This window comes from Leisingera sp. ABM4_060 (assembly GCF_056158765.1).
The window spans coordinates 3,015,018-3,031,110 of record NZ_JBSWTX010000001.1 but is presented as its reverse complement, the minus strand read 5'-3'; the positions used below and the strand labels follow the sequence as shown (position 1 = coordinate 3,031,110).

The window sequence follows — 16,093 nt, the reverse complement described above, 5'->3', positions numbered from 1 at the left end:
GATTGCAGCAGGTGGCGAACTCAGCCTTTGTGAATGTCCTGCCGCCGTCTTATAGAGGGTCATGGCCAAGGCAGTTGCAAATAAGAAGAAAGCCAAGAGCAGTAAGAAGGCGGCGAGGGGAAAGCTTCAGCCGCTGCGCCGGCTGCGGCGCTGGCTGCTGAGGGCTGCGCTGGGCGTGGCCGCGTTTTTCATGGTTCTGGTGCTGCTCTATTCGGTGGTGAACCCGCCCGTCACCCATACCATCTGGGCTGAACAGCGCCGTCTGGGCGAGGTGGACCGGATGTGGGTGCCGCTGGAGGAAATCGCGCCGGTGCTGGCGCGTTCGGTGGTTGCGGCGGAGGATGCGCAGTTCTGCCGCCACTGGGGGTTTGATGCCCGCGCCATCCAGGCCGCGATTGCCGCGGGCGGTGCGCGCGGCGGCTCGACGATTTCGCAGCAGGTGGTGAAGAACGTCTTCCTGTGGCAAGGCCGCAGCTGGCCGCGCAAGGTTCTGGAGACATTGCTGACCCCGGTGGTGGAGATTGTCTGGAGCAAGCGGCGCATTCTGGAGGTCTATTTGAATGTGGCCGAAATGGATGAAGGCGTCTTTGGCGCCGAGGCGGCATCGCGCAAGTATTTCGGGGTGGGCCCGGATGAGCTGAGCGCGCGCCAGGCGGCGCTGATTGCCGCGGTGCTGCCCAATCCCAAGGAACGCTCCGCCCGCCGCCCCAGCAGTTTTGTGCAGCGCCGCGCCGGTCAGATCCAGGACGGGGCGGCCACCATCCGGGCGGATGGCCGCTCAAGCTGTTTCGAGGATTGAATCTTTGCCCCGGCCAAGGCATTGCTGAAACAACCGTTGTAAGTTTTCTGGAGACCCCCTGTAGCCATGGCGCGCCTGTACCACGTTCCCCTGTCCCCCTATTGCCGCAAGGTGCGGCTGTCGCTGGCGGAAAAGAAGATCGAGGTAGAGCTGGTCGAGGAGCGCTATTGGGAGCAGGATCCGGATTTCCTGCGCCGCAACCCGGCCGCCAAGGTGCCGGTGGTGCGGCTGGATGGCCAGATGATGGCCGAAAGCGCTGCGATCTGCGAATACCTGGAGGAAACCCGGCCCGAGCCGCCCTTGATGCCCAAGGATGCCGAGGGCCGGTATGAGATGCGCCGCCTGGTCAGCTGGTTTGACGACAAGTTCCACCATGAGGTGACCTCGAAGCTTTTGTACGAGCGGGTGAACAAGAAGATCACCGGCGAGGGCTACCCGGACAGCCGCAACGTCAAGGCCGGTGCCAAGGCGATCAAGTACCATCTGGATTACATGGCCTGGCTCTTGGACCACCGGCGCTGGCTGGCGGGCGACATGATGACTTTGGCGGATTTCGCTGCCGCGGCGCATCTGTCGTCGCTGGACTATATCTCGGATGTGGACTGGAACCGCTCGGCGGTGGTCAAGGACTGGTATGCCAAGATCAAGTCGCGGCCTGCGTTCCGGTCGATCCTGGCTGATCAGGTGCCGGGCTTTAGGCCGCCGCCGCATTACACCGACCTGGATTTCTGATATCAACGGGGTTAGGGGGCGCTGCCCCCGCGGCCCGGCGGGCCGCTCCCCCGGAGTATTTTTGGCAAGATGAAAGAGCGAGCCGGCATCAAGGATAAACTGGTGGCGCAGGCGCTGGCGGAGGGGTTTGTCTCCTGCCGGATCTGCCGCCCGTGGGATGTGCCGCAGGTGCCCGGGCGGCTGCAGGCCTTTCTTGAGGCCGGGTATCACGGTCAGATGGGCTGGATGGCGGAACGGACCCATTGGCGCGGCGACCCGGCTGAGCTGTGGCCGGAGGCGCGCTCAGTGATCATGCTGGCCGAAAGTTACACGCCGGAGGAAGATCCGATGGCGGTGGTGGGGCAGGCGGATCGCGGCGCGGTGTCTGTCTATGCCCGCAACAAGGATTATCACGATCTGGTCAAGAAACGGCTGAAGCGGCTGGCGCGCTGGCTGATTGCGGAGGCCGGAGAGCCTTGCGAGGTCAAGGTTTTTGTCGACACAGCGCCGGTGCCGGAGAAGGCGCTGGGACAGGCGGCGGGCCTGGGCTGGCAGGGCAAGCACAGCAACCTGGTGAGCCGGGATTGGGGGAATTGGGCCTTTTTAGGCTCTGTTTTCACCACGCTGGAGCTGCCGGCGGATGCGGCGGAGCGGGATCGTTGCGGGTCCTGCCGGGCTTGTCTGGACAGCTGCCCGACCGATGCCTTTCCGGCGCCTTACCAGGTTGATGCGCGGCGCTGCATTTCTTACCTGACGATTGAGCATAAAGGGCCGGTCGAGGAAGAGCTTCGCAGCAAGCTGGGCAACCGGATCTATGGCTGCGACGACTGTCTGGCGGCCTGTCCCTGGAACAAGTTTGCGGTGGCGGCCAGCGACATGCGCTATGCCGCGCGCGAGGAGCTGAAGGCGCCGCGGCTGGCAGAGCTGGCGGTTCTGGAGGATGCTGCGTTCCGGGAAAAGTTCTCCGGCTCTCCCATTAAGCGTATCGGGCGGGACCGTTTTGTGCGCAATGTGCTCTATGCCATCGGTAATTCCGGGCGGCCGGAGCTGCGGTCCGTGGCGCAGGGGCTGACTGGGGATCCGGACCCGGCGGTGGCGGATGCGGCGGCCTGGGCGGTTCAAAGGCTTTCGTGACGCAAACAGGATGGACGCGGCGCAATTAGGCGTTACACCCGGTCCGGCGAACAAAGTTTGAGAGGACCGGGCATGGCGCTGTTGCTGGGAGTGGACACGGGCGGAACCTATACCGATGCGGTGCTGATCCGTGACGAGAAAGAGGTGATCGCCTCGGCCAAGTCGCTGACGACGCGCCAGGATCTGGCGATTGGCGTTGGCGGTGCGATCCGGGCGGTGCTGGAACAGTCGGGAGTGCAGCCGCAGGAGGTGTCGCTGGCGGCGCTGTCCACCACCCTGGCCACCAATGCGCTGGTCGAGGGCCAGGGCGGCCGGGTGGCGCTGATCTATATCGGCTTTAAAGAGGATGATCTGGACCGGCACGGGTTGCGGGACGCGCTGAAGGGCGATCCGGCGCTGGTGCTGGCGGGCGGCCATACCCATGCGGGCAGCGAGGCGGCGCCCTTGGACGTGGCGGCGCTGGAGGCGTTTCTGCGCACCGAGGGGCCCGGGGTGACCGGCTTTGCGGTTGCCGGGGTTTTTGCCACCCGCAACCCGGCACATGAGGTTGAGGCGGCACGGATCATCCACGAGCTGACCGGCGCGCCGGTGACCTGCTCGCATCAGTTGTCGGCCAAGCTGAACGGACCGAAGCGGGCGGTGACGGCGGTGCTGAATGCGCGGCTGATCGGGATGATCGACCGTCTGATCGGACGGGCGCAGGACACGCTGGGCGACATGGGTATTGAGGCGCCGATGATGGTGGTGCGCGGCGATGGCGCCTTGATGAGTGCCGAGCAGGCGCGGGAGCGGCCGATCGAGACGATCCTGTCGGGGCCTGCGGCCTCGATCGTGGGCGCGCGCTGGATGACCGGGGTGGAGCATGCGCTGGTGAGCGACATTGGCGGCACCACCACGGATGTGGCGCTGATCAAGGACGGCAAGCCAGCCATTGACCCGGCCGGTGCCCGTGTTGGTGATTTCCGCACCATGGTTGAGGCGGTGGCGATGCGCACCACGGGTCTGGGCGGCGACAGCCAGGTGCATCTGCAGGCAAGCGGCATGGCTGGCGGGCTGTTCCTGGGGCCGCGCCGGGTGGTGCCGGTGTCGCTGATTGCGACTGACGCGCCCGAGGTGGTGCATGCGGCGCTGGATGAGCAGCTGCGGGCCTCCACCGTAGGCGAGTATGACGGGCGTTTTGTGCGCGCGGTGCCCGGGGTGCCGGTGGCGGGCTTGAGCGAACGCGAGGCCGGGCTTTTGGCGCGGATCGGCATGCATGTGCACCCCTTGGGCAAGATCCTGCGGACCCGGATGGAGCAGGGATCCTTGAACCGGCTGGTGGACCGCGGGCTGGTGCAGGTCTCGGGCATCACGCCGTCGGATGCGAGCCACGTGCTGGGCCGGGTCGAGGCCTGGGACCGGGAGGCGGCGGAAAAGGCGATGACGCTGGTGGCGCGCAAGCGGCTGGGCAGCGGCGACATGGTGGCAAAGGACGCGCAGACGCTGGCGCAGATGATCATTGATCAGCTGACCGAACAGACGGCTTTGACCTTGCTGGAGTCTGCTTTTGCCGAAGAAGCCGAGGATTTCGGCCTGCCTGCGGATCAGCTGGCGCGGCATGTGCTGATGCGGCGCGGGCTGGCCGGGCACCGCGGGCTGCTGGCGCTGGATGCGTCGGTAAACGTGGATGTGGTGGGATTGGGCGCCTCGGCGCCGAGTTATTACCCGGCGGTGGGCGAGCGGCTGCATTGCAAGATGATCCTGCCGGAGCACGCCGGTGTCGCCAACGCCATTGGCGCGGTGGTCGGCCGGATTACGATGCGGCGCAGCGGCACCGTGACGGCGCCCTCGGAGGGCCGGTTCCGGGTGCATCTGGAAAGCGGGCCGGAGGATTTCCAAAGCGCCGATGCGGCGATGGAAGCGCTGGAGGCGGCGCTGACGGATGAGGCCCGCGGCGCGGCGGAAGCGGCGGGAGCCGAGGATATTCACCTGCATACGGAACGCGACATCCGCACCGCCGAGGTGGAGGGCAAGGAGGTCTTCTTTGAAGGCTCCCTGACGGTGGAAGCCAGCGGCCGCCCGCGGGTGGCGCACGATTGACTTCGGTCTCGGTGTAGCGGGTTTTCGTGGAAAACCCGCTGCCTCCGGCGGGGATATTTAGGGCCAGAAGAAGAGCCGGGGTTTGGAATACTCTGGAAACGAAAAGCCCCGCCGGATGGCGGGGCTGAAGGTAGGGCCTTGTTAGAGCCTATTCTGCGGCGGCATCCCGTTTCGGCAGCACCCAATCGGGGCGGGCAAAATGGCAGGTGTAGCCATTGGGCAGGCGTTGCAGGTAGTCCTGGTGCTCGGGCTCGGCCTCCCAGAAATCGCCCACCGGCTCAAGCTCGGTGACCACTTTTCCAGGCCAGAGGCCGGAGGCATCGACGTCGGCGATGGTGTCGAGCGCCACCTGCTTCTGAGTCTCGTCCGCGTAATAGATCGCCGAGCGGTAGCTGGCGCCGAGGTCGTTGCCCTGGCGGTTCGGCGTGGTCGGGTCGTGGATCTGGAAGAAGAACTCCAGCTGTTCCCGGAAGGAGGTGACGGCGGGGTCGAAGATGATCTCGATCCCTTCGGCGTGGGTGCCGTGGTTCTTGTAGGTGGCATTGGGCACGTCGCCGCCGGTATAGCCGACGCGGGTGCTGATGATGCCGGGACGGTGCCGGATCAGTTCCTGCATGCCCCAGAAACAGCCGCCTGCCAGGACGGCGCGTTCGGTGGTGCTCATGTTGCGGCCTCCACTTGGTTGATATAGGCGCCATAGCCCTCTGCCTCCATGTCGTCCAGATGGATAAAGCGCAGGGAGGCGGAGTTGATGCAGTAGCGCAGGCCGCCGCGGTCCATCGGCCCGTCCGGGAAGACATGGCCCAGGTGGCTGTCGCCATGGGTGGAGCGCACCTCGGTGCGGATCATGCCGAGGGTGCGGTCTTCCAGTTCCTGGATATGGGCGGCCTCAATGGGTTTGGTGAAGCTGGGCCAGCCGCAGCCGCTTTCGTATTTGTCCGAGGAGGCAAACAGCGGCTCGCCCGAGACGATGTCCACATAGATGCCCGGCTCCTTGTTGGAGAGCAGCTTGCCGGTGCCGGGGCGTTCGGTGCCGGAATTCTGGGTCACGTAGAATTCCTCTTCCGAAAGCGCGGCGATGGCGTCGGGGTTTTTGAAGTATTTGGTCATGATGTCCTCCCGCCTGTTCGCGTTTGGTGCAGAACATGGGGTCTGGATGCGGAAATGCAAATCCCTGTTACAGGCGGCTCGCAAAGCCGTGTTTTGGGCTGCTCAGGCAGCGAAGGCGCCGGCCAGCTCTGCGGGCAGGGTGAATTCGCTCAGCACCCGGGCGCGGGCGTCTGCTGACATCTTGCGGGCGGTTTTTTCGACAATGCGCTGCACCTTGTCTGCGGGGTGTTTGGCGGCAAAGGGGGCAAAGTACCATTTCAGGAAGACAAAACAGATGATGTCCTCCAGCGCCTGCACCTGATCATCGCGCTTGATGCCTTCCTTGCGCAGCATCTTTGCGGCGGCGTCCACGTCTTCTGCGCTATAGCCTGCGTCCTGCATCAGGGCGGTGACCACGTCTGCGTGGTGCTCTGCCTCTGCCTTGCGCCAGGCGAGATAGCCGGCCCGGCCTTCGGGGAAGGCGCTGCGCTCCAGCTTCCAGCGCTCCACATGCTGGCCGCGGGCGGCGATCTGCAATGGTTCGGCTGCGTCCGGGAACAGGCGTTGCTGCTCCGTGCTCATCCGCTGGCCGTAAAGCAGCGCGGCGGGCTTGCCGTCTTCCAGGGTCGGGTCCTTGGCATTGGCGGCGTCGATGGCGTCCAGCACCTGGGATAGTTGCGCGCTCATGCCGCGTCCTCCTGCTTATGTCTTTGGGGATCAGGTTACGGCGGAAACGCAAGGACTTGCAACGGGGCCGCGCCGCGGCAGCGGCGCCGGGCCCAAGGGGCAGGGACGGGCGTCAGCCCGGTTTTGCCGCGCGGGAGGGCTCTGCTGGCGGCGGGGCGGGCTGCCGCGCCAGCTGCACGGCCAGGATGCCAGCGGTGACGATGGCCACGCCGAGCAGGTCGAGGGGGCCGAGTTTTTCCCCCAGCAGCACGCTGGCAACTGCAACGCCGAACACCGGGTTCAGGAAGTGGAAGGTGGCGGCGCGCACCGCACCAATGCGGTTCAGCAGCAGCACCCAGATGAAGGTGGCCATCAGCCCCGGCACAATGGTGGTGTAGGTAAAGGCCGCGGCCAGGCGCCAGGTGGGGGTTACGAAAATCTCTTCGGTCAGCGGCGCGGCGATGAACAGGATGGCCGAGCCGACCAGCATCTGCAGCCCGACCACCATCATGAAGTTGCCGCCCGAGGTGGCGCCGCGCAGAGCCAGCGTTGCGGTGGTGAGGGCGAGGACGCCAATGACGCAGAGACCAACGCCCAGCATATCGACGCCGGCGCTGAGGCGGGTGCCCATGATCAGGGCAACACCCAGAATGCCTGCCGCCAGCCCGGCATAGCCCAGGGGCCGCAGCCGTTCGCCGAACAGCATCCAGCCGGCCAGCGCCACCAAGAGGGGCATGGTGGAGGCGATGATGGCGGCCAGCGAGGCCTCGATCCATTGCATGGCGACGAAGTTCAGGCCGAGGTAGAGCGCGTTCTGGCAGATGCCGAAGATCACCGTGGCGCGCCATTGGCCGGGGGTCAGCCGCCAAGTTTGGCCCATGGCACGGGCAATGGCGACACCGATCAGGCCGGAGATCAGGAAGCGCACCGCCAGCGAGAACAGCGGCGAGGCATCCTGCACGATGATCCGGGCCGAGGTGAAGGCCGAGGACCACATCAGGGCAAAGGCCAGCCCCATGGCAATTGCGCGTGCGTCCATCGTGAATTCCTTCCTGCTGCGGCAGACCTTCGGGGAATTGGAGGCAGAGTTCAAGCGGGCTGAAGCTGGTGGTCAGCCCAGCCGGGCCACCAGAATCTGCCAGCTGGCGGCGCCGAAGGCGGCGGCAAAGACGGCCTCGAAACCGCGTCGCAGGCGCAGGTACAGGCGGCTGGCTGCGGCGCTGGAGAACAGCAGTGCATAGCCGTGGAACACCAGCGTGCTTTGCACCGCGATGGCGCCGATCACCACCAGCAGCACCGAGGGTTCGGTGCCGGGGGGGATGCCGATGGCATAGACAGAGCCGAAGAACAGAATGGCCTTGGGATTGGTCAGATGCAGCGCCAGCCCCTTGGCAAAGGCGGCGCGCAGGGAGGCGGCAGAAGACGGGCGCAGGTCCGGCGTGCCGGGCCGCAAGGCAGAGCGGGCGGAGCGGATGGCGAGATACATCAGATAGGCCGCACCGAAATAGCGCACGGCTTCGAACATCCAGGCATTGGCCAGCATCACCGCGCCAAGCCCGAAGGCGGCGGAGACCGACCAGATCAAGGAGCCGGTGCTGACCCCGGCTGCCAGCGCCAGCCCGGCGGCGCGGCCGCGCTGCATGGAGGTGCCGGCGATGGTCAGGGTGGCGGGGCCGGGGCTGACGCCGGCCAGCAGGGCGGCGCCCAGAATCAGGATCAGATTGACGTCTTCCATGGCGCGGCTCCCTTGCGGCGTGGCGGCAGGGTGCGCCTCTGCGCCGGCCTTTGCAATCAGGAACGCTGCGGCGGCGGGCGAACTGTCAGCCGGGACTGCTGCGGCAAAAGAAAAGGGCCGCCCGCAGAGGGCAGCCCTGAAACCGTCCGGATGATCTCCGGTCTCAGCCGTTGACGCTGTCTTTCAGCGCTTTGGCGATGGTCATCTTGACCACCTTGTCGGCTTCCTTGGTGAACTTCTCGCCGGTGGCCGGGTTGCGCACTTCGCGCTCGGGGCGCTCGCGGCAGTAAATCTTGCCGACGCCCGGCAGAGTCACGGCGCCGCCGCCCGACACTTCGCGGGTGATCAGCGAGCAGACTGCTTCCAGCGCGGAGCCAGCGGTTTTCTTGTCGCTGCCCATTTCCTCGGCCAGAGCGGCCACAAGCTGGGTTTTGGTCATCGGTTTGGACATTCTTCGTCTCCTTAAACTGCCCGAACTGTGGGGCCTCATTGCGCGACATTATCGTTATGTTGTGAGCTAACACAACTTCTTGTGTGCGTTGGAGGCGGCAAAACAGGCATTTTTTCGGGGAAATCTGCGTTTTTCGCCCCTAAAGGAAGGCAGTTTCGTCAAACGAGCGCAGTTTCCGGCTGTGCAACCGCTCCAAAGGCATGCCGCGCAGGCGTTCCATTGCTCTTATGCCGATTTGCAGATGGCGCGCAACCTGGGTCCGGTAAAAGTCCGACGCCATGCCCGGCAGCTTCAGCTCGCCATGCAGCGGCTTGTCGGACACACACAGCAGCGTGCCGTAGGGCACCCGGAAGCGGTAGCCGTTGGCGGCGATGGTGGCGCTTTCCATGTCCAGTGCCACCGCGCGGGACTGGGAAAGGCGCTGCACAGGGCCGGATTGGTCGCGCAGTTCCCAGTTGCGGTTGTCGATGGTGGCGACGGTGCCGGTGCGCATGATCCGCTTGAGGTCATAGCCCTCGTATTCGGTGACCTCTGCCACCGCTTCCTCCAGCGCGACTTGGATTTCTGCCAGCGCCGGGATCGGGGTCCAGATCGGCAGGTCGTCGTCCAGCACGTGGTCTTCGCGCAGGTAGCCGTGGGCCAGCACGAAGTCCCCCAGCGCCTGGGTGTTCCTGAGGCCGGCGCAATGGCCGACCATCAGCCAGGCGTGCGGGCGCAGCACCGCGATGTGGTCGGTGGCGGTCTTGGCGTTGGAGGGGCCCACCCCGATGTTGACCAGGGTGATGCCGCCGCCGTCCTTGCGCTTGAGGTGGTAGGTGGGCATCTGCGGCAGCTTGCCGTTTTCCGGGATCTCTGCCGCGGCATCGGTGATTTCGTGATTGCCGGTGCTGACAAAACTGGTGTAGCCGCTGTCCGGATCGGCGAGCTGGGCGCGGGCGTAGGCTTCAAACTCGGCCACGTAGAACTGGTAGTTGGTGAACAGCACGTGGTTCTGGAAATGCTCGGCGCTGGTGGCGGTGTAATGGCTGAGCCGGGCCAGCGAGTAGTCGACGCGCTGGGCGGTGAACAGCGCCAGCGGGCCGGTGCCGTTGGCGGGCTGATAGGTGCCGTTGACGATGTCGTCATTGGTGGTGGCCAGATCCGGCACGTCGAACACATCGCGCAGGGTGAACCCCGCCGCGCCGTCCTGCGGCACCGTGAGGTCGGGGCGGGAGGCGACGGCGAAATGCACCGGGATCGGGGTGTCTGAGACGCCGATGGTCACCGGCTGGCCGTGGTTGCGGATCAGGAGGTTGATCTGCTGGATCAGGTAATTGCGGAACAGGTCCGGCCGGGTCACCGTGGTGGCATAATTGCCGGGCGCCGAGACATGGCCAAAGCTGAGGCGACTGTCCACCTGGGCAAAGGTCAGGGTGGAAAACCGGATCTCCGGATAATAGGCGCGGATGCGCTGGTTGTCCGGGGCGCCGTCCGCCATGGCGCGGGCGAATTCCTCGCAGATGAAACCGGTGGCCTGCCGGTACAGCAGCTCCAGCCGGTCCACCGCCTCGGTGGCGTCGTTGAAGGTTTCATCCGCCGGGTGGCCGGGGTGTTTTGTTGTTATCATTGGGCAGGCTCGATTACCGGAATTTTCTGGAAAGTGCGGACGTCCACCAGGCCGAGGTCAGAGATCCTGAGTTCCGGGATCACCACCAGGGCCAGCAGCGAGTGCTGCATATAGGCGTTGTTCAAGGTGCAGCCGCAGGCCTGCATGGATTCGCCCAGTTTTTCTGCCTTGGCGGCAACCTCGGTGGCGGGGCTGTCGGACATCAGGCCGGCAATCGGCAGCTCGACCAGTGCCAGTTCCTTGCCGTCCTGGTAGAGCGTGACGCCGCCGCCGACCTCGGCCAGGCGGTTGGCGGCCAGTGCCATCTGTGCGCGGTCGGTGCCGACCACGATCATATGGTGGCTGTCATGGGCCACGGTGGAGGCCATCGCCATGCGGCCCTGGTAGCCAAAGCCCGAGACAAATGCGTTGGTGACGCCGCCGGTGGCGCGGTGACGCTCGACCAGGGCGATCTGGCAGGCCTCATCTGTGCCCTCGACCAGCCCGTCCCTGACCGGCAGCTCTGCTTGCAGCGCCTTGGTCGGGGCCTGGTTTTCGACCACGCCGATCACATTGGCGGTGACGGCATTGGCGCCCTCCGGCGCGGCCAGTTCGAAGTCTTTGGCGGTCAGCTCATGGCCCAGATGCACGGTGCCGCGGGCGCTGGCGGGCCAGTCGAAATGCGGGCAATCCACCTTGATAGAGCCTGATTCCGCCACGATCTGCCCGCGGGCAATCACCACCTCGATGGGCAGCTCGCGCAAGTCAGAGGTCAGGATCACATCGGCACGGCGGCCTGGGGTGATGGAGCCGATCTCGCGCTCCAGCCCGAAATGGGTGGCGGTGTTGATGGTGGCCATCTGCAAGGCGACGACGGGGTCGCAGCCGCAGGCAATGGCGTGGCGCACCACCCGGTTCATATGGCCGTCGTTGACCAAAGTGCCGGAGTGGCAGTCATCGGTGCAGAGGATGAAGTTGCGCGGATCCAGCCCCTTCTCGGTGACCGCGGTGATCTGGCTTTCGACGTCGTACCAGGCAGAGCCGAGCCGCATCATCGACCGCATCCCCTGGCGCACCCGGGCAATGGCGTCGGCCTCGCAGGTGCCCTCGTGGTCATCTGCCGGGCCGCCGGCCACGTAGGCCGCGAAGTCCGGGCCGAGGTCGGGGGAAGCATAGTGGCCGCCCACGGTCTTGCCCGCGCGCTGGGTCGCGGCGATTTCGGCCAGCATCTTGGGGTCGGCGTTGGCGACGCCGGGGAAGTTCATCATCTCGCCCAGACCGATGATGCCCGGCCAGTTCATCGCCTCTGCCACATCCTCGGGGGTGATTTCATGCCCGGTGGTCTCCAGCCCGGGCGCCGAGGGCGCGCAGCTGGGCATCTGGGTGAAGATGTTCACCGGCTGCATCAGCGCCTCGTCATGCATATAGCGCACCCCGTCCAGACCCAGCACATTGGCGATCTCATGCGGGTCGGTGAACATGGATGTGGTGCCATGCGGGATCACCGCGCGGGCAAATTCCGCAGGCGTCAGCATGCCGGACTCAATATGCATATGGGCGTCGCACAGGCCCGGGATCATGTAGCGGCCGCCTGCCTCGATGATCTGCGTGTCCGGCCCGGTGCAGTAGGAGGCATCCGGCCCCACGTAGGCGATGCGGCCTGCCACGATGGCGATATCATGGTCCGGCAGGCATTCGCGGGTGTGGACGTTGACCCAGACCCCCTGCCGGATCACCACATCGGCCGGTGCGCGGCCGGCGGCAACATTGATCAGTTTCGGGGCGGACTCGGGCCAGCTTGGGAATATCTGCTCTGACATATTCCAATTGTTAGGATTGTGCGGCGGAGTGCAAGGGCTTTGGCGCCATGTTGCGGAAACTTCACAACCTATGGTGGCGAGCGGCAAGACCTTGCCGTTTTTTATCTTGCCCGGCGGGGCTTTCCGCCGGAAGCTGGCAGCATGGATTATGAAACGGTAGACGGCGACAGTTTCGGGCGCTCCCTGCGCGGGATCGGGCTGAACATTCTGGTGCGCGATGTTCCGGCGGAAATTGCCTTTTTAGAGACTGTTTTTGGCCTGACGGGCCATCAGGTCACCCAGGATTTTGCCATCGTGACCTATGGCAATCAGGTGTTTCAGCTGCACAGCGACGGCACCTATGCGGAAAATCCGCTGCTGGGGCTGGTGCCCGAGAATCCGCCGCGCGGGGCCGGGATCGAGATCCGGCTGTATGACAGCGATCCCGATGCGGCGGCGGCCCGGGCCGAAGGCGCTGGGTTCAGCATCCTGCAAGCGCCCGCGGACAAGCCGCATGGCCTGCGCGAGGCCTATATCCTGTGTGAAAACGGCTATGCCTGGGTGCCGAGCCGGCCCAAGGGGTAAGGGCCGGGAATTCCTCCCCTTTTCACGAGGCGAAGGCCGGTCCATGCTGGGCGGACCCATTGGGATGCCGCGAGGGACCGCTGATGCACGCCATTGCCGACACAACTGCCCTGGTTGAAGAGGGGATTCTGACCCCGGAACAGGCCCGCAGGATCGAGGCGCGTTCGCGGGAGGTGATGGTGTCGCTGGCGGTGAATGCGATCCTGTGTTTCGGGATTGTCGCAGCAACATCCGGTTTCATCTTCTGGCTGGCCGATCCGCTGGCGGTGGCGGTGACCGGCGTGCTGATGCTGGGCGGCGGGCTGGCGGTGCTGGCCCGCGGCGGCGAGATGCTGCGGATGTTCGGCAATTCCGCGACGCTGATCGGGGCGGGGATGCTGCTGGGCGGCGCCTCGATCGAGCTGGTGGACAAATACGAGGATATTGCCGGCTGGGTGATGATGCCCGGCGGCGCCTTGGTGGCGCTGATCTGCACCTGGCGCTGGCGGCACGGCGCCTGGTCGGCGGGGTTTGTGCTGGGGGCGATCCTGCTGATGGGGCTGGCGATGCATCTGGGCGGGATTGAGCTGCTGCTGCAGCAATATGAGATCGGCTCGCCGCTGCGCAATCTGGCGCTGCTATACTATGCAGCGGCGCTGGCCGCGGCCGGCTGGCAGGTGGATGTGCGCTTTGTCACTGCGCTGGCGATTGCGCCTTTTGCTCAGATGCTGGAGACCGGCACCAGCTATTTCCATGCGGCCTATGTGTTCTATTCGCCCGAGTCGACGCTGACAATTCTGCAGATGGTGCTGCTGATCGTGCTCTGTGTCTGGGGTGCTGCCCGGCTGGCGGAGCGCGATGCGCGGCACCTGCTCATCCTGGCGATCCTGGGGTTTGTGGTGGCAAACCTCTGCGCGCTGGTCGGCTCGCTCTGGGGCGATGTGGTTGGCGAATCCGTGTGGGGACCGGGAAGCCGCTACTACAGCAGCGAGTACGACGATTGGGACAGTTACCAAGCTGCCCGCGAGGCCTTCCGCGACAGCGCGCTGTTCATTTCCGAGAACGTCTATTCCGTGCTCTGGGCGGCGGTTCTGGCGATGGTGATCTTCTGGGCGGCGCAGCGGCACCAGCGCGGGCTGTTCAATGCAGCCCTGACCTTTGCCGCGATCCATGGCTATACGCAGATGTTCGAATCCTTCGCAGATGAGCCGCTGGCCTATGTGATCGGCGGGCTGGCAGCGATCCCGCTGGCCTGGGGGCTATGGCGGCTGAATTTGTGGATGGCGGCGAAGCAGGGCTAACTGCTGCGCAAGATGCGGGGCGTGGTTCCAAATTCTGCCTTGAAGGCCCGTGTGAGGGCGCTCGGGTCGTCATAACCGCAGCGCAGGGCGATCTCGGAGATGTTCAGATTCGTCTCTAACACAAGCTTTCTGGCCTGGATCAGGCGCAAACGCCGGTAAACAGCCTGCGGTGTGGCGCCGAGCTCTGCCTTCATCCGGGCCTCCAGGTCCTTCTGGCTGCGGCCCGCCTGCCGGGCCACCGCGGCGATGGGCAAGGGGGTTTCCAGATTGGCCTGCATCACCGCCACCGCGCGGGCCACGGGTTTGCTGCGGGCCAGGATTGGATCCTGCGTTTCGGTCGCCTCGGGGCTCATGAACAGGGTGGCCACTTCCAGCCGCAGCGCGGCACCGTGCTGCTCGCCAATCAGCTCCATCATGGTGTCAAAGGCCGCCAGCGCCCCGGTGCAGGTGATGCGGTTGCCGTCCCAGACTTGGCGCGCGCGTTCGGCCAGCACCTCCGGGAAGGCTTCGGCAAAGCGGCTGAGTTCCTCCCAGTGGATTGTCGCCTGCTGCCCGTCCAGCAGCCCTGCCTGCGCCAGCAACCAGGCGCCGGTGTCGAAACCCGCCAGCACCCTGTAGCGGTGCGCGGCGGACTTCAGCGCCCGCGCCGTGGCCACCGTGGCATGGCGCAGGAAGTCGTATGACGGCATCGCAATCAGCAAATCGCCGCTGCAATCGGCCAGTTTCCCATGCGCCCGCACCTCCATCCCTGAGGACGACACCGCAGGCCCGCCATCCAGCGTCAGGAACCGCCAGGCATAGACCTGCCGACCGGCGAATGTGTTGGCGGCGCGCAGCGGCTCCACCGTGTTGGCCAGGCAATGGGCGGAGAAGGCATCAAACAGCAGCACATCCGTTTGCTGCGCCGCAGCGTTATCTTTTGTCCAACTTCGCATGATTATGTCTAACTCTGCATGATACGGGGGTGCAAGGCGCCTAGTCTGATCCGCAACAGATTTGCCGAAGGAAGACCGCCATGCAGTTCGGGATGACCGAAGAACAGTCGATGATCGTTGAGACCACCCGCGCCTTTGTAGAGAAGGAGCTCTATCCGCATGAGGCGGAGATTGAGCGCACCGGCCATCTGGACATGGATGTGATCCGCGATGTGCAGAAAAAGGCGATGGAAGCGGGCCTTTATGCCGCCAACATGCCCGAGGAAGTGGGCGGCGCCGGCCTCGATACCCTGACCTGGCTGATGTATGAAAAGGAGTTGGGCCGCGCCAATTATGCGCTGCACTGGACAGGTGTTGCCCGGCCGTCGAACATCCTGCTGGCCGGCACCGAGGAGCAGAAAGAGAAATACCTCGTTCCTTGCATGAAGGGCGAGAAATGGGACTGCCTGGCGATGACAGAGCCGGATGCGGGTTCCGACCTGCGCGGCATGAAGGCGACTGCGCGTCAGGACGGCGATGACTGGATCCTGAACGGCACCAAGCATTTCATCAGCCACGCTGACATTGCCGATTTTGCGATCTGCTTCATGGCCACCGGGGTAGAGGACACGCCGCGCGGACCGAAGAAAAAGATCACCGCCTTCTTCGTCGACAAGGGCACGCCGGGTTTTGAGGTGCGCGACGGCTACGGCAACGTCAGCCACCGCGGGTACACCAATGCGGTGCTGGAGTTCGACGACTGCCGCTTGCCGTCCTCGGCCATTCTGGGCGAGGTTGATAAGGGGTTTGAGGTTGCCAACACCTGGCTGGGCGCCACCCGCCTTCAGGTCGCCGCCACCTGCCTGGGCCGCGCGGAACGGGCGCTGGAACACTCGATCAGCTACGCAGCTGAGCGTAAGCAGTTCGGCCAGCAGATCGGCAAGTTCCAGGGCATCTCCTTCAAGCTCGCCGATATGGCGCTGGAGCTGAAGGCGGCGAACCTGCTGACCTGGGAAGCCGGCTGGAAATTCGACCAGGGCACCGTCACCGAGAGCGACATGTCGATGGCCAAGCTGAAGGCAACCGAGATGCTGGCGATGGTTGCCGACGAGGCGATCCAGATCCACGGCGGCATGGGCCTGATGGACGAGCTGCCGCTGGAACGCATCTGGCGCGACGCGCGGGTCGAGCGTATCTGGGAGGGCACCAGTGAAATCCAGCGGCATATCATCAGCCGCGAGATGCTGCGCGCCGTCGGAGGCTGAT

Annotated in this window: 16 protein-coding genes; 7 read left to right on the top strand and 9 right to left on the bottom strand. The window is 65.1% G+C overall.

Annotation, left to right across the window (positions count from 1 at the left end):
- The first annotated feature begins 61 nt into the window (after positions 1-61).
- From mtgA to ACXAEH_RS14460, 4 genes are all read left to right on the top strand, one after another.
- Positions 62-799 carry a monofunctional biosynthetic peptidoglycan transglycosylase gene (gene mtgA, locus ACXAEH_RS14475; RefSeq protein ID WP_475033750.1) on the top strand — a complete coding sequence of 246 codons (738 nt, stop codon included), beginning with the start codon at positions 62-64 and terminating at the stop codon, positions 797-799.
- 66 nt (positions 800-865) lie between these two features.
- Positions 866-1,531 (top strand): FtsZ-binding protein FzlA, encoded by a 666-nt coding sequence (gene fzlA, locus ACXAEH_RS14470; protein WP_475033748.1) that lies wholly within the window; start codon positions 866-868, stop codon positions 1,529-1,531.
- A gap of 69 nt (positions 1,532-1,600) precedes the next feature.
- Complete coding sequence (gene queG, locus ACXAEH_RS14465) at positions 1,601-2,644, top strand: tRNA epoxyqueuosine(34) reductase QueG (RefSeq protein WP_475033746.1); 1,044 nt, start codon at positions 1,601-1,603, stop codon at positions 2,642-2,644.
- A 72-nt stretch (positions 2,645-2,716) separates the two neighbouring features.
- Positions 2,717-4,723, top strand: coding sequence for a hydantoinase/oxoprolinase N-terminal domain-containing protein (locus ACXAEH_RS14460; RefSeq protein WP_475033744.1), 2,007 nt, complete (start codon positions 2,717-2,719; stop codon positions 4,721-4,723).
- A 148-nt stretch (positions 4,724-4,871) separates the two neighbouring features.
- On the opposite strand, the gene msrA is transcribed toward ACXAEH_RS14460, so the two are convergent.
- The 8 genes from msrA to ade form a co-directional block, all read right to left on the bottom strand.
- Positions 4,872-5,387, bottom strand: a complete 516-nt coding sequence (gene msrA, locus ACXAEH_RS14455; protein ID WP_475033743.1) for a peptide-methionine (S)-S-oxide reductase MsrA — start codon at positions 5,385-5,387, stop codon at positions 4,872-4,874.
- Positions 5,384-5,833: a peptide-methionine (R)-S-oxide reductase MsrB gene (msrB, locus tag ACXAEH_RS14450; protein ID WP_475033742.1), complete on the bottom strand. Its 450-nt coding sequence runs from the start codon at positions 5,831-5,833 to the stop codon at positions 5,384-5,386. Before msrB ends, msrA begins: the two co-directional genes overlap by 4 nt.
- Before the next feature lie 102 nt (positions 5,834-5,935).
- On the bottom strand, positions 5,936-6,499 hold the full coding sequence (locus ACXAEH_RS14445) for a DUF4202 domain-containing protein (RefSeq protein ID WP_475033740.1): 564 nt from the start codon (positions 6,497-6,499) through the stop codon (positions 5,936-5,938).
- 112 nt (positions 6,500-6,611) lie between these two features.
- Positions 6,612-7,517 (bottom strand): DMT family transporter, encoded by a 906-nt coding sequence (locus tag ACXAEH_RS14440; protein WP_475033739.1) that lies wholly within the window; start codon positions 7,515-7,517, stop codon positions 6,612-6,614.
- A 72-nt stretch (positions 7,518-7,589) separates the two neighbouring features.
- The gene (locus ACXAEH_RS14435) at positions 7,590-8,213 is read right to left on the bottom strand and encodes a LysE family transporter (protein WP_475033737.1); all 624 of its coding nucleotides are present in this window, start codon (positions 8,211-8,213) and stop codon (positions 7,590-7,592) included.
- A 163-nt stretch (positions 8,214-8,376) separates the two neighbouring features.
- Positions 8,377-8,664 carry an HU family DNA-binding protein gene (locus tag ACXAEH_RS14430; protein ID WP_008553440.1) on the bottom strand — a complete coding sequence of 96 codons (288 nt, stop codon included), beginning with the start codon at positions 8,662-8,664 and terminating at the stop codon, positions 8,377-8,379.
- A gap of 139 nt (positions 8,665-8,803) precedes the next feature.
- Entirely contained in the window at positions 8,804-10,270 is a 1,467-nt protein-coding gene (locus ACXAEH_RS14425; protein ID WP_475033736.1) for an AMP nucleosidase, read from the bottom strand.
- Positions 10,267-12,069 carry an adenine deaminase gene (gene ade / locus ACXAEH_RS14420; RefSeq protein WP_475033734.1) on the bottom strand — a complete coding sequence of 601 codons (1,803 nt, stop codon included), beginning with the start codon at positions 12,067-12,069 and terminating at the stop codon, positions 10,267-10,269. The genes ACXAEH_RS14425 and ade overlap by 4 nt, the downstream gene beginning before the upstream one ends.
- A 141-nt stretch (positions 12,070-12,210) precedes the next feature.
- Here ade and ACXAEH_RS14415 point away from each other — a divergent pair, with 141 nt between their 5' ends.
- Entirely contained in the window at positions 12,211-12,633 is a 423-nt protein-coding gene (locus ACXAEH_RS14415) for a VOC family protein (RefSeq protein ID WP_475033732.1), read from the top strand.
- Positions 12,634-12,716: 83 nt separating this feature from the next.
- Positions 12,717-13,913, top strand: coding sequence for a hypothetical protein (locus ACXAEH_RS14410; RefSeq protein WP_475033730.1), 1,197 nt, complete (start codon positions 12,717-12,719; stop codon positions 13,911-13,913).
- On the opposite strand, the gene ACXAEH_RS14405 is transcribed toward ACXAEH_RS14410, so the two are convergent.
- Positions 13,910-14,848 carry a GlxA family transcriptional regulator gene (locus ACXAEH_RS14405; RefSeq protein WP_475033728.1) on the bottom strand — a complete coding sequence of 313 codons (939 nt, stop codon included), beginning with the start codon at positions 14,846-14,848 and terminating at the stop codon, positions 13,910-13,912. The two genes, ACXAEH_RS14410 and ACXAEH_RS14405, sit on opposite strands and share 4 nt — an antisense overlap.
- An 80-nt stretch (positions 14,849-14,928) precedes the next feature.
- On the opposite strand from ACXAEH_RS14405, the gene ACXAEH_RS14400 reads away from it, so the two are divergent.
- Positions 14,929-16,092, top strand: coding sequence for an acyl-CoA dehydrogenase family protein (locus tag ACXAEH_RS14400; protein ID WP_475033726.1), 1,164 nt, complete (start codon positions 14,929-14,931; stop codon positions 16,090-16,092).
- Position 16,093: the final 1 nt, after the last annotated feature.